The organism is Ruficoccus amylovorans, assembly GCF_014230085.1.
GTDB lineage: Bacteria > Verrucomicrobiota > Verrucomicrobiia > Opitutales > Cerasicoccaceae > Ruficoccus > Ruficoccus amylovorans.
Genome location: NZ_JACHVB010000035.1, coordinates 101,446 through 114,640, shown reverse-complemented (window position 1 = coordinate 114,640; position 13,195 = coordinate 101,446). Strand labels below are relative to the sequence as shown.

The 13,195-nt window shown below is 59.8% G+C and carries 14 protein-coding genes; 8 read left to right on the top strand and 6 right to left on the bottom strand.

All coding sequences use genetic code 11. The annotated features are described in order from the left end of the window. Positions 1 to 22: 22 nt before the first annotated feature. The 6 genes from H5P28_RS12080 to H5P28_RS12055 all read right to left on the bottom strand — a co-directional run bounded on the left by H5P28_RS12080 (position 23) and on the right by H5P28_RS12055 (position 5,398). A complete protein-coding gene (locus H5P28_RS12080) occupies positions 23 to 1,096 on the bottom strand; it encodes a protein-glutamate methylesterase/protein-glutamine glutaminase (RefSeq protein ID WP_185675962.1) in 1,074 nt (357 codons plus the stop codon). Further along, a complete protein-coding gene (locus tag H5P28_RS12075; protein WP_185675961.1) occupies positions 1,093 to 1,896 on the bottom strand; it encodes a CheR family methyltransferase in 804 nt (267 codons plus the stop codon). Before H5P28_RS12075 ends, H5P28_RS12080 begins: the two co-directional genes overlap by 4 nt. A 451-nt stretch (positions 1,897 to 2,347) precedes the next feature. Then, complete coding sequence (locus H5P28_RS12070; protein ID WP_185675960.1) at positions 2,348 to 2,710, bottom strand: hypothetical protein; 363 nt, start codon at positions 2,708 to 2,710, stop codon at positions 2,348 to 2,350. Beyond that, on the bottom strand, positions 2,707 to 4,116 hold the full coding sequence (locus tag H5P28_RS12065) for a tetratricopeptide repeat protein (protein WP_185675959.1): 1,410 nt from the start codon (positions 4,114 to 4,116) through the stop codon (positions 2,707 to 2,709). The genes H5P28_RS12070 and H5P28_RS12065 overlap by 4 nt, the downstream gene beginning before the upstream one ends. Then, positions 4,116 to 4,556, bottom strand: a complete 441-nt coding sequence (locus H5P28_RS12060) for a hypothetical protein (protein ID WP_185675958.1) — start codon at positions 4,554 to 4,556, stop codon at positions 4,116 to 4,118. The genes H5P28_RS12065 and H5P28_RS12060 overlap by 1 nt, the downstream gene beginning before the upstream one ends. Positions 4,557 to 4,873: 317 nt before the next feature. After that, entirely contained in the window at positions 4,874 to 5,398 is a 525-nt protein-coding gene (locus tag H5P28_RS12055; RefSeq protein ID WP_185675957.1) for a chemotaxis protein CheW, read from the bottom strand. A gap of 328 nt (positions 5,399 to 5,726) precedes the next feature. On the opposite strand from H5P28_RS12055, the gene H5P28_RS12050 reads away from it, so the two are divergent. The 8 genes from H5P28_RS12050 to H5P28_RS12015 all read left to right on the top strand — a co-directional run bounded on the left by H5P28_RS12050 (position 5,727) and on the right by H5P28_RS12015 (position 13,194). Beyond that, positions 5,727 to 7,823 (top strand): PAS domain-containing hybrid sensor histidine kinase/response regulator, encoded by a 2,097-nt coding sequence (locus tag H5P28_RS12050; protein ID WP_185675956.1) that lies wholly within the window; start codon positions 5,727 to 5,729, stop codon positions 7,821 to 7,823. Between the two features lie 160 nt (positions 7,824 to 7,983). Further along, positions 7,984 to 9,255: a P-loop NTPase family protein gene (locus tag H5P28_RS12045; RefSeq protein ID WP_185675955.1), complete on the top strand. Its 1,272-nt coding sequence runs from the start codon at positions 7,984 to 7,986 to the stop codon at positions 9,253 to 9,255. Next, a complete protein-coding gene (locus H5P28_RS12040; RefSeq protein WP_185675954.1) occupies positions 9,248 to 9,943 on the top strand; it encodes a hypothetical protein in 696 nt (231 codons plus the stop codon). Before H5P28_RS12045 ends, H5P28_RS12040 begins: the two co-directional genes overlap by 8 nt. Next, positions 9,936 to 10,862, top strand: coding sequence for an HDOD domain-containing protein (locus tag H5P28_RS12035; RefSeq protein ID WP_185675953.1), 927 nt, complete (start codon positions 9,936 to 9,938; stop codon positions 10,860 to 10,862). The genes H5P28_RS12040 and H5P28_RS12035 overlap by 8 nt, the downstream gene beginning before the upstream one ends. A 125-nt stretch (positions 10,863 to 10,987) precedes the next feature. Further along, positions 10,988 to 11,860: a flagellin N-terminal helical domain-containing protein gene (locus tag H5P28_RS12030; protein WP_185675952.1), complete on the top strand. Its 873-nt coding sequence runs from the start codon at positions 10,988 to 10,990 to the stop codon at positions 11,858 to 11,860. A 3-nt stretch (positions 11,861 to 11,863) separates the two neighbouring features. Beyond that, on the top strand, positions 11,864 to 12,253 hold the full coding sequence (locus tag H5P28_RS12025; RefSeq protein WP_185675951.1) for a flagellar biosynthesis repressor FlbT: 390 nt from the start codon (positions 11,864 to 11,866) through the stop codon (positions 12,251 to 12,253). Next, positions 12,243 to 12,668 carry a flagellar biosynthesis regulator FlaF gene (locus H5P28_RS12020; protein ID WP_425504459.1) on the top strand — a complete coding sequence of 142 codons (426 nt, stop codon included), beginning with the start codon at positions 12,243 to 12,245 and terminating at the stop codon, positions 12,666 to 12,668. The genes H5P28_RS12025 and H5P28_RS12020 overlap by 11 nt, the downstream gene beginning before the upstream one ends. Positions 12,669 to 12,684: 16 nt before the next feature. Next, the gene (locus H5P28_RS12015) at positions 12,685 to 13,194 is read left to right on the top strand and encodes a chemotaxis protein CheD (protein WP_185675949.1); all 510 of its coding nucleotides are present in this window, start codon (positions 12,685 to 12,687) and stop codon (positions 13,192 to 13,194) included. Position 13,195 lies beyond the last annotated feature (1 nt).

Genomic DNA, 13,195 nt, shown 5'->3' with positions numbered 1-13,195 from the left:
AGAAAGTAAAAGTGGATAGTGGTTATCGCAAGGTGGGTTTGGAAAGTTGGGCAACAAAGGAGTCCAGCATGGCCGGAGCGATTCCGTGCAAAGGCAGCGCACGATCCGTCCCGCCGCACTCAAGCGCCATCTTCGGCATGCCGTAGACCACACTCGTGGCCTCGTCCTGAGCAAAGGTCACCGCGCCCTTCTGACGAAGCTCGCGCAGGCCCTCGGCACCGTCCCGGCCCATGCCGGTCAGCACGGCGGCCGTAAACTGCCCGCGCGACAGCGACGCTGCACTGCGGAAAAGGACATCTACGGAGGGACGCTGATACCAGATTTTCGGGCTCTGGCGCAGGCGGATGAAAAAGCCATGCCGGTCTTCGCACAGTGCCATATGCCAATCCCCTGGTGCCACAAGCGCCAGGCCGGGCCGCAGCCGGTCGCCATTTCGCGCCTCACGCACCTCCATGGCACAGCACTGATCGAGCCGCTGGACAAACGTTGTCGAAATAAAAGCCGGCATATGCTGGACCAGACACAGCGGAGGGATGTTAGCCGGCAGTTGCTCAAGCACCAGGCGGATGGCCTCAGTGCCCCCGGTGGAGGCACCGATGAATCCCACCTGCTCGGGGTTCCAACTCAGTTGAGAATAGGCAGCTCCTGTCTGTGTGCGGCCTTGACGGGAAGGCAGGGAGCGAGCAGACACACGCGCCGACGCGGCCATCCGCACCGTGTCAGCCAGGATGCGCCCGGTCTCCCCCAATTCAAAGGCGACCTTGGGCTTGGCCAGGACCTCCACCGCCCCGCGTTCCAGGGCCGCCAGAGCCGCGCGGGAGCCCTTCTGGGTCAGGGAACTGAGCACAATGACTGGCATTGGGTGCTTGCACATCAAATGCTCCAGAAACGTGATCCCGTCCATCCGCGGCATCTCCAGGTCCAGTGTGATGACATCCGGCCGCAGTTCCAAAATCTTGTCCCGCGCATCGTAGGGGTCCACGGCCGCCGCCAGCACCTCGATATCGGGCTCCTGATTGAGCAGCCCGGTGATGGTGCGCCGCACCACAGCGGAGTCATCGACCACCAGTACGCGAATCTTCGGGCGGCTATTCATGATGCGATCCTTCTATAGATAGCCGGCTGGACCCGCTCCAGTGGGGCGTCGACGCCGCTCAGGGATTCCGAGTGTCCGACAAAAAGGATGCCGCCCGGGCGCAAACGCCGCACGAGGGACTGTGTCAGCTCCGTGCGTGTCTCGCCATCGAAGTAGATCATGACGTTGCGACACACAATCAGGTCAAAGTTTTCCCTGATCGTAGCGTGCGGGGCAAAGAGGTTCATCTGGAGAAAGCGGATGCGCCGGCGAATGGCGTCTACCACCCGGTAATTTCCCGAGGGCTCCTGCTTCAGATGGCGGAAAAGCCGCTGGGGCACTCGCGTCAACGCCGTGGCCGGGAACACACCCAGCTCAGCCCTGGCCACCACATGATGGGAAATGTCGGTCGCCACCATCTCCCACTCGAAACCGCGCTCGTACAGGCGCTGCTCCTCCAGCACCATGGCGAAGCTGTAGGGCTCCTCCCCCGTCGAACAGGCCGCGCTCCACATGGAGAAGGGACGCTGCACAGAGCGGTCCGCGCCGGCGAGGATGTGCCGGGTCAGATAATCGAAGTGCGGACTTTCCCGGAAAAAATACGTGTGGTTGGTCGAAATCGCGTCGATCAGCTCGCTCAGTTCCTGTTGGCCCGAGGGGCGGCGCAGCAGATCGCAATACTGGCCCAGTGTCGCACACCGCAATTCCCGCATGCGTTTGATGATCCGCGATACGACTAGGGTCTTTTTCTGCGGGCCGAGCGAAATCCGGGAGAGCTTATAGACAAGCTCCTGAATGTATTGGTAATCGCTCTCCGACAAAAGAGTCTCATGCGTGCCCGGAGCTTTTCCGGGACCTTGGCGCTCGCCAACAGAATCTTTAGCAACAATTTGCGAGCGGGGAGCCAGTTTTTGGGGGGATAACATGGCCTAAACAAGTAGGGGTTTTATACTAGAAAGATAAGAGAACAACCTTAGATATCAAGTTAAAAACGTTTTTTCCAATCGCCTATTATTCAAATCGCTTAGCAGTCCTATTAGTTTTATTTAAGACGACCATCTCAACGACAGGCCAAATCACCCTTTAAATGATACAATGCATTTATTAAAAATAGCTTATGCATTTAGCTCCGGATTGAGAAAAAGAAGGATTTCGACGCGAATATTTCAGGAGGCGGTAACGTGTGCGATGATGCTAAGCCTGATCGAGATCGACCAAAGGGAGTGCTTGGCTGCTAAAATACCGAGAAAAGAAAAAACGTTTGTTCCAGCCTCATCCGCTCCAGCTCGCCGTCCGAGTGGGCCCAACGCGGCCAGCGCTTTGAGCAGCACCCACGGAGTGTGAAACCCGAAACATACGCTCGGTTTCACCGAGGATATGAAGCAGGGCCAGGTACCTCTGCTGGACAAAAATGAGACGATCCTGGTCGAGCCGTGAAAACGACTTCTCCTCGATCCGCCTGCGACGCAGGGTCTGCAGGACGTCGTCGAGTATAACGACGATCTCGCGGACCTCTCCCGTCGTTCGGTCGGGGTCGAGGTTTTCACCCCCGCGCAGGGCAGCTCGGTGTTCTTCACAGATGGTGCGAGCGCGCACACCAACCGCATCCAGTTCATCAAGGACATCAATGATCATTGTTCGATACGTTTTGGGGTTAGTTCATCCTGCCTGGCGGTGGGCGTACCCACCCAGGACCGATAGCGGGTGTCCGTCCGGTCCACCCAGTTCAGGAGTTTGTAGCGCCAGTGTGCGCCAGCCGTCAGGGAGTGCAGAGCATCGGCCTGCTGGGCGCTCATGTCCTCCGTGGCAGCAATAATGTAAGCGTAGGATTCGCGCGCGCGATCGTACAGGTGAAGGCGTTCAAAGCAGATGCCGATCTGATAAATGACTGGCAATTGCCAGAAAAGATCGGGATTGAGTGAAGCCAGCCCCTGGTAAGCGCTCAGAGCGGCAGCGTAGTCGCCCTTATGAAAGAGGTAATTAGCGATCAGGTTCCCAGCCTGTTGCTTCCACGGCAGCCATCCGGCAGTTTCTTCATCGTTCTGACGCTCAGCCGTCTCCAGAAGATCGACGAGAGCCACAACCGCCTCATCCGGACGCTCCAGCTTGAACAAGAGCTGCCCCCGGGCGTACATGATCTCCGGTAACAGAGGGCTTTGGGGGTAGTCCCGGGCAAAGGCCGAGGCCGTTTCGAGCGCTTCCTGGTGACGGGCCAGCCGAACTTGGCAGACGAACGAATAAAAAGCGATCGTTTCCCGGTCTTGGGGGTGCATACGGATGATGTCAATGCGCTCGAAATGCTGAAGCGCCACCTCGTAGTTCCTCAACTGGAAATGACTGCAGGCAATCTCAAACATGACCAGCCGGGCGAGATCGAGATAGCGCTCGAAATCCGTCTCGCCCTCTGAGACGATGGCGCTGAGTACCTGGTAATAGGTGGTGATGGCATTCTCGTGCAGGCCGATCTCCCGGTACAGCAGAGCCAGACGGAAAAGCAGTTCCGGACGGTTTTCATCCTTGGGATACGCGCGAAGGTAATTCTTCAGAATACTCACGCAGCGCTCGGGCTCTTTCGCGCTGAAGTAGGTTTGCGCCATGCCCAGAAGCGCTCCCTTTTCCAAGAGTTCATCTCCCTGAGCCCGTTCCAGAACCCAGGTGTACCGTTTGATAGCTGCCTGGGTGTTTCCCGCCTTACGGTGAGCATCGGCCTGTTGCAGTTGCAGTTGGAAATACGAGGGCTCCTGTCCGGCGGTTTGCCCCGTCGAGCCGGATGGTCCAACTGTCGGTTCCACTGGAGCAGAGGACAACTCTTCCTGTTCGAGTTGCTCACGCAGCTTGTGAGCGAGCCCTTCCAAAGACCCCCACTCTTTCAGGTCGGGCGGATCCACGTACGGTCGATCTGGAGTGGTCTGAACCGACGCGGAAGCCGCGGGCATCGGTTCAGGAAAGGACTCGCCGGAAGCCTCCGAAACCGCTTCTGTACGCGCAGCCAGAACGCCCAACAGTAAAAAAACAAGAAAGCCTGTCGTTACGTCTCGCATCAGGGTTTAATTTCGAAGGTTGCCTGACTCGGGATGACCGGGGCGGGTGGCTGGAAAGTCTGCGATACCGGCAGGTCGATAAGAGCCCGGGGGGCTCCAAACGCCTCCATGTCGATCGGCATCAATAATCGCGTATCATCCAGGAGAGGCGAAGAAAGGCGCGGGTACGGCAGAACTGGAGCGACGACCGAAGACGGGCCGCCCGCCGTAGACACGATCCCGGAGTGGACCGGGGTTTCGGCTGGGACCGTTGACTCCGGTACAGCGGGGGCTGGACGGGTCTCGGCCACCGGCGCGGTGGGCGCGGACGAGATTGCGGGTTCGTCTTTTTCCCCGACGCCATGTATTGTCTTGAGGAACAGGCTGAGCGTCATCCGCTCTTCGCACGGAGCCGGACCGGCCGGGGACAAGGTCGAGACCGGAACCGGAACCGGGAGCAACCCTGCCTCTAGATAAGGCGTCGAATCAGCATCGAAAGAAAAAAACAACCAACTGCCGGACGAACGCGACCCAGGCGAAGTGTGCCGGGTACGCGAGGAACCGGTAGCTGGGAAAAAATTGCCGCCCTGATCTGCGGAATTTTCTGCCTGTGAATCCGCTCCACTTGCCGAGGAGGCCAGTGATAATGAGGAAAACCAGGTAAAATATGCAATGAGAAGGGATCGGATAAGCATGAATAAAGAAGGCATAGCAGGACCGCTGCCAGACTCTCCCACTGTCCTCTTTAGCGTGACTGGAAAGCGGCCTGCCATGCCTCTCATGGTTGGTTATCCTCTACTATCCTCTCGAGCACAGACGCGGCTACCGCCTGATCGATGTCCAGTAGCATAGCTACTGTGTCCCGGATCTTGGCGATACCATCGATGTACTCCATCGAAATTGAAGAATCGGAGAAACCTGGCGTGTTCTCAATCTGTCCGGCCTCGATGTGCAAAACCTCCTCCACGGCGTCCACGATAAGCCCGGTGAGGGCATCGCTGCCGTCGGAACGGACAATCGCCACGACGATAATGCACGTGTGCTTGCTGACCTCGGTCTCGCCGAAGTCGAACTTCAGCCGCAGGTCCACCACGGGGATGACTTTGCCGCGCAGGTTAATGACACCCTTGACGTATTCGGGGACGCAGGGCACGCGGGTCACCTTCTGCATCTGGATGATTTCCCGGACCTTCAGTACGCTGATCCCGTAAGATTCGCTTCCAAGGTTAAAGGTCAGGTAACGCCCTGCGCGACTGCGGGTGGTTTCCTGAGTGGCGGTGATGTCTTCTGCGGTTTCGTCCATAGGAAATAACAGTTGATCGTTATGGGCCCACGGCAATCTCCGGGGCTCGTGCGGGTAACATTAGCTTGCTCGGCCCTTTTCCACGGGTCCACTTACCCGCGCCCGGCTGTCCGAAATTCATACGGCAACTCGACCGCGCGTCTCGTATCACCGATGGGGCAAAGCTCATGATACGCACTCTCTACGGACGTGCCACCCCCGGCTTTAACGGCTGGCGGGATTTATTCGCACGAAAACTTTGCCCCGTGTACGCGCGCGGAAAATTGGGTCGGGCTCGTTTTTTGCCATCAAGCCAAAGACGCCGTGGCCGTAACCAAAGGCAGCCTTTATGTTTTCACAACCGCCGCATTTTAATGACCACGACTCCGGCCATGCCAAGGAACCGGATACGCGTTTGTTGGACCAGACACCCATCGGCGCCTTTATCACCGACAGCCACGGCCATATCAGGTACGCCAACCAAGCTCTCCTGAAAATGACCGGTTGGAGCCAGCAAGAACTCCTGGGCCGGACACCCGCAGTCTTCAAGTCCGGACGCCAACAGCGAGCTGACTATGAGACCCTCTGGAAGACCATCAAGTCGGGCACTCCCTGGTTCGGCCGCCTCGTCAACCGACGCTTTGACGGCAGCCTCTACGCCGCCTCCGTAAAGATTTTTCCGCTCATTTCCAAGGACACACTCACCGGCTTCCTCGCTTGGCAGGAAGATGTCTCCGAGCGCGAGCGGCTACAGGCGACGGTAAACCGCCAGAGCGGGCTGCTGGTCGATCTTTCCCAGCGCCTGCCGGGACTCATTGTGCAAATTCACTTCGGTCCCGAAGGCAATAGCTGGGTCCCCTTCGCCAGCCGACTTCTGCCGGAATTACTCGGCGTGGACGCCGGTGACATGGCGCATGACGCCAGCAGGCTCTTCCAATGCTGCCCCCCGCATGAAGAGACGCGTGTCTGGCAACTGATTCATCAAACACTCCCCGTGGGCGGGCAGCTCACCGAGGAGATCGAGGTACGCGCCCCAGATGGCTCTCCTCGCTGGCTCAGCCTCACCGCGAGGATCGAACGCCTCGACACGGGCGCAGCGCTGGCGCATTGCTACCTGTGCGACATCAGCGACCGCCGACTCGCGCAGGACAAGCTGCGGGAAACCCTGAAGGTTCTCCAGGAACAGAACGACCAGCTTCGCCTAGCCCAGCACGCCGCGGGACAGGCCGCCCGCGCGAAGAACCGTTTCCTCGCGACCATGTCGCATGAATTGCGCACCCCTCTCCATGCGATCATCGCGGGCGCTGATCTCCTGGCGACGAATAGCCTCTCCGGGGAAAACCGGGAAATCCTCGAACGCATAGCGAGTGGCGGACGCTCGTTGACCGCGATCATCGACCGTATCCTGGAGTTTGCGGAAAACAGGACCCGGCGCGAGAGCGGCGAGCCCGGCCGCTTCTGCCTGAATGACCTTTTCCGGCGCGTCACCGATAACCTCCAACCGATCAGCACGCAAAAGGAAGTCCGCCTGCATGTGCGCAACCCCCTCAACGGAACTCTCCTCCACGGCCCGGACATCGCTATCGAACAGGTCTTGATTACCCTCGGTGAAAACGCCCTCAAGTTCACCAAAGCCGGCAGCGTCATCTTTGCGGTCAAACGCGAAGTAACGACCGACGGATCGGACCGCTTCCGTTTTTCCGTCACAGACACCGGTATCGGCATCCCCGAAAATAAAAAGGAGATCATCTTTCAACCCTTCGCCCAGGTGGACGACGGCGACGACCGGGCCTATCAGGGCGCCGGGCTCGGCCTGGCAAACTGTCGCCAGGTCATCGAACGTCTGGGCGGACAGATCGGCTTCGAGAGCGAGGCGGGACGAGGCTCGACCTTTTGGTTTACCCTTAGCCTGGAGGAGCTTCCCACCGCCACCGAGGCGCCATCCGCTGCCGAGACGGCACCGCACCCGTTACACATCCTGGCCGTCGAGGATGACCGGACGGCCCAGTTCCTCATCAAGCATGTCCTCAAACGCCTGGGCGCGGAGGCCAGTATCGCCCAGCACGGGAGCGAGGCACTGGACCTGATGCGGGAGAAGCACGACTTCGACCTGATCTTGATGGACTGCAACATGCCGGTAATGGACGGCTTCCAGACCACCCGCAAGATCCGTGCCGGCGCCGGCGGGGAAGCGTACCGCACCATCCCCATTGTCGCCCTGACCGCCTTGGTAAGCCCGAAAGACATCCAACGCTGTTACGATGCCGGGATGAACGCCTACCTTGCCAAGCCGCTCACGCTGATCTGCTTCCAGGATACCCTGGAGCAGTTTCTACCGTGGTGGAAACAGAAAAAAGATGAAACCGCAAAGGACACGGCAGCGCATGCCTCGTCCAAAGCACGCTCAAGAAAGGAACCCATCGGCCCCAGGCACGAGCCCGTCTGAATGCTCAACCACATTCGAAGTCCGCTCAATCTCATGCCCCTAAACCCTCCTTTTCAACGCTGCGCCGCACCAGGCGCAGCGTTTTCCAACGGATTGCCGTAACCGCTCGACGGGGCATCGCCCCACCCGCGTTACGCAGCCCGACCGCCCCCTGCACACCATGCTCACGACTGATAAAAAAATCTTTGGCCGAAAGATCGAGGCCACCTCTCTCCTGGAGAAAGGCTGGGATATCCAGCATCCGAGAGATTGCCCCCGGGTCGTGCTGCTGCATGGACCACCCGGCAGCGGAAAGCGAACCCTGCTTGAACTCATCTCCCGCCAGTTGTGGGAAGAGCCGGGAGCTTACCCGGCAGCTCTGTTTTCCAACCTGCATTTCAAATACCCGGGTCGCGTTGAGACTGCCGCCAGAATACTGCTCGAGAGTGGTATCTCCCCCCGTTTTCCCCAGGTACGACCGACTTTCCCCAAGCTGCCGGCCCCGGAGGCAATCCGCGGTAGCCGGCCACTTCCGCCGCTCTACCAGCAGGCAGAATTCGCTTCTCTTCCAGAGCAGGAGCCAACCGGCTCTCATGGCTACGAAAGCCTCACGCGCCACTTCCTCGACGGGCTGCTGCCCTGGGTCAAATCGATCCCCCTTCCCGTCCCCGCCGCACGTTTTCGGATTATTTTCCTGCTGGCGGACTTCGATCAATTTCCGGCGGCCTTCCAGACCTGGGTGGGCACGTCCCTGGCCCGCGCCCTCAACCAGAACGTCGAACTGCCCCCGCAGGTGTACCTCCTCTCCGGCATGGAAAGCTGGGAAGAGGGCAAACAGGCGGACCCCTGGATGCTCCCGCCCGCCGCGTTCACTCAGAGCCCCATCCAGCCGCTGGGGCGGGAGGCTTGCGCCGAATGGCTGATGGCCTGTGGTCGCCCCGTCGAAAACGCCGACCACTTACTGGAGGAAACCGACGGCATGCCCGGACGCATCGCGGAGCTGCTCAACGGCAGTTTCACCCCGGACATCTCCACTGAGGACACGACCGACAACTGGGACAGGCTTTCGGCCCGTCAACGTCGCTGGCTGCATGCGGCGGCGCTTCTGGAACCTGTCAGCCTGGAGGGGCTCAGCGTGATCCTTGGGCGCACGGAGGGAAGCTCCGCCTTTGACTGGCTCTACCGTAAAGCCGCACTGCCCGGCCTGAGCGCATTTCCCCTCGACGGGCAGTCCAGGATCTCCATCACCGAACAGGCGCGCCGCCAGATCATCGAGCGCAGTGGCCAAAAGGTTCCGATCCTGCATCAGTCGTTCAAGGAACGCGCGCGGCTGCATGCCGAAGTCCGCCGCAAGGTGCCAGCGGCCGACGCGCGAGCCCGCCTCCGGCAGTTGGTCGCGCTTCAGCCGTTCGTGGTCTCAACCATCCAGGAGATCTTGCCCCCCCATGAGTGACTCAGACGCAGATTTCATCCGCCAGCATCCGGAATACTTCGAAGCCCACGGGTCGTACCTCGTGCTGCGCCACGACCTGAGCCCCCTGATGGAGAAGTATGCCCGGGCCATCGACAGCGAGGAGTTCGAGCGGCTGCGTCAACAGGTCGAGGCCATCCACCAGCAGGAGCGCACGGGGCTTCAACAGCAACTGGACGACTTGCGCCAGCAGCACCAGAACGCCACAGCCAGGCAACTCCAGCTCCAGAACAATCTGCATAGCCTGGACCGGGCAATTGCCCAGACCCATTACGCCGCACGGCTCTCCTCTCTGTCCACCCTGGAGGACATGACCGGGAAATGGTACCGCAGCCCCACCCTGTGTCTCACCATTGACATCTTTGGCTTAATCATGCTGTATATCGGCCTTATCATGGGAACGACGATTTCGCTGAGTTCGACGGTCCTCGGGATCGCCTGCATCGGCCTTGGGTTCACGCTCTATGAACAGCCCGCCTCTTTCCGAAAAATTCCTTCCATGAACCGCTTTGGGACGATGAGCCCGCTAGACCGGGAAAACATGGACAAGATCACGCGGATCAAACGTATCACTCTGGTCGAGGAACTTAGAAACGAACAAAAACGGGTGCGCTTTCTCAACTCGCAGATCGAGGCCTATGAAAATGCACTGCACCAACTTGATGCCTGACGCATTCACAGTAGGCAATTACTGCCAGGCGCGGATAGCTTCTTATCCCGAGATCGAGCGGCGGCTGCGGGAATGCCCGACCATCGCTTCGTTTCAGGGCATCAGGTCTTCCCTGCTGGCCCTTTCTGCCGATACGAATGTCCCGGTGCAGGAAATCGCGCATCTGCTCGGAAAGGACCAGGCGCTCACCGCCCGGCTGCTGCGCATGGTCAACTCCGTTTTCGGGGGACTGACCGTCAAGGTTTCCAACATCGAAGAGGCGATTTTTTTCCTCGGTTTACGTCAGGTCCACGACCTGATCCTCTCCGCCCAGGTATTTGAACAGATGCGCAAGCCGGTCGGCAATACCGCGTACCTGAACTGGGAGGACATCATCCGGCACTCTGTCGCCTCCGCCATCCTCTGCCGTGAAGTCCTCTCGATCAGCACCGGACTGCGTGAAGACGATACCTATTACCTCATTGGGCTGCTCCACAACATCGGCAAGCTCGTCATGCTCCATGTCTTTCCAGAAGAGCTGGAGGTCTCGATGGGCTTCTGCGAAAGTGACCCCAGTCACTTTGAGCAACACGAGCGCAGCGCTTTCGGCTGGTCTCACGCCGACCTCGGCTCCCTCTACCTCGCCCACAATGGACTGCCGAACGACATCGTCGAAGCCGTGTGCTTCCATCACGCCCCCGATCAGGCACCGGCAAACTCCAAGCTCGCTGCCGGCGCTCAACTGGCCGATATTATCGCCCGCCAGGCCGGCTTTTGCTGCGGCTTCGAGCCACCGCCCACTCAGCCCTGCTGCCAGTGGGAAGAAGAACCCGCCTGGACACTGCTGTTCGGTAACGATCCGGCCGACTGGAAGCGGCCCCATTCCGCTGTCACTGAGTGTCTGAAACGGCTCCCCGCCCTGACCCACGGCCTGACCTGAGCACGGGAATTTTTTTCCTCACCAACCGGTCAACCCTCCGCGAACAAAGTATTATAACTAATTATACAAAAACGACTTAATTATTTAAAAAAAAGATAGGCCCGGGAGATGCTTAGCCTCCGGGCATGCAGATACCCGTTGCATCTACCCTCGCCTCCCTGTCCCGGCTCCAGACGGTTGACCGAAAACTTCAACGAAGCCTGGCGACATTGAGCGAAGGCCAGCGCATCGACACGCCAACCACTTCTCCGGTCCGCTGGATGCGGCTTCAGCATTTGCAGGAGCGCATTGATTCCCTCAACACCGCGGACGAATCCCTCAGCCGCGCAGCCACCACGGTCCGCCTCGCCCAGACCACGATCGACCTGCAAGCCGACACGCTCGGGCGCATGCGCACCCTCCTCGACACGGCCCGGGCGGAGCCGGAAGGTTCGCCCGCCCGGGCAGACGCCCTCGCGGCCTTTGCCGAGCTGCGCCAGCAGTTGGAAGGCAACCTTAAGGTGCCCGACGAGGGCGCGCGCCAGTTGCTCGCACCCGCCCAGGGCGAAGGTTCCCTACGCTTTTCCACCGGAGTGGGGAGCTACACGCTGGAGTTGGAGCCGCTCCCAATCGGTCCCGGCGCGGAAGGGCTCGACATCCCCCTGCCGGGAGATCCCCTACCCAGCGACCCCGCCGGATCGCCGCTGGTCGCTGATGTCACCGGGGCCACGGACGGGGAAATTGACGCCATGATCGAAAACCTGACTGCGGCCCAGGAACAACTACAGGCCCGCCGGGAGGGGGTCGCTAATTACGTCGGCAGCATTGAGCGGGCCGCGGTTCAGAACACCGCCAGCCTCGCCTACAGCGAGCAAGGACTCGCCCGTTTACAGGAAGTTGACCTTAACGCGGAAGCAATGTTGGTCCAATCCCTCAACCTGCGCACCTCTTTGGCCGTAGAAGGGCTCAACGGAATGGAGGAAACCCGCAACCTGACACTCCGCCTGCTCAGCGATTAAGCCATGCCCCTCAAACTCAAACTCGCGCCCGGAGAACGGGTTTACATTAACGGAGCCCTCATGCGCAACGTCGGTGGCACCTGCGAAATAGAAATGATCAACCAGGTCCCCCTCCTGCGGGAAAAGGACCTGCTGGTCGAAAGCGACGCGCGCACCCCCTGCGCGCGGCTCTACCTGCTGATCCAGACCCTCTACCTCGACAGCCCGGAAGACGAGCGGACCTACGCCATGGCGGCGGAACTCATCAAGGCCATTATACAGGCCGCGCCGAGTACAGATAGCTATTTTGACGAGATTCTGCTCCGCCTCAACAAGCGCGAATTTTATCACGCCCTGCGGGCAACCCAGAAACTCTTAGCCTATGAACGCGAGCTGTTGAACCATGCGAAATGAACTAGCGAGACTTTACGGACAATCCCAAATGGCCAGCGCGCCTTCAGGCCGACAGGTCGAAGTCACGGTCCTGCGCGCCGCCTCGGGCAAAATCCGCGCCTGCCTGGGCACAGAGGGTCCGGTCACCTGGAGCCAGAGACTCGGCGAAGCGCTACGCTTCAACCTCAAGATCTGGGATGTCTTCATCGCTGATTGGTCGGCGCCGGAGTGCCAGCTCCCGCTGGAACTGCGGCAAAACCTGCTCAGCCTGGGTGCCTTCATCCGGGCGAAGTCCTTCGGCCAGATGGCCAACCCCGAACGCGCAACGCTGGAAACACTGCTGAACATCAACGAAAACCTCGCCGCTGGCGTCGCCCAGGGGCCCGCCTCCACCTCCTCCGCGCCTGAATCTGTCGAGGCCGGCCAGGCTGTCTGAACTTTTTCCTCTTTCAATGAATAATCTGCTGGGCATTACCCCAAAGGTCGTCGTCGGCATCTCGGACAAAGCGGTCTCCAACCACCCCGACATCGTTGTGTTAACCTACGCGCTCGGCTCCTGCATCGGCTTGCTCGGTTATGACCCCGAGGCGCGCGTGGTCGGGATGATCCACTATATGCTGGCCGACTCCAGCTCCTATACGGAAAAGGCCCGCAACAGCCCCTGCATGTTCGCCGACACCGGCCTGCCAATGCTGATGAAAGACCTCATGAGTTTCCGGGCGAGTCCCAAACGGCTGATGTTTGCCATCGCCGGGGGAGCTTCGACCAACGAGCAGAGCGACTTCTTTAAGATCGGGGCCGCCAATATCCAGGCCGCCGAGGATTTCATCTCCCGCAACGGCCTGCGCCTGAAACTGCGCGACGTGGGTGGCTCCCACAACCGGACGCTGAGCTTCTCCACGTCCAGCCAGACCCTCTCCATCAAAAGCCCCAAGGGAACCACGGAACATCTCTTACGCTGAT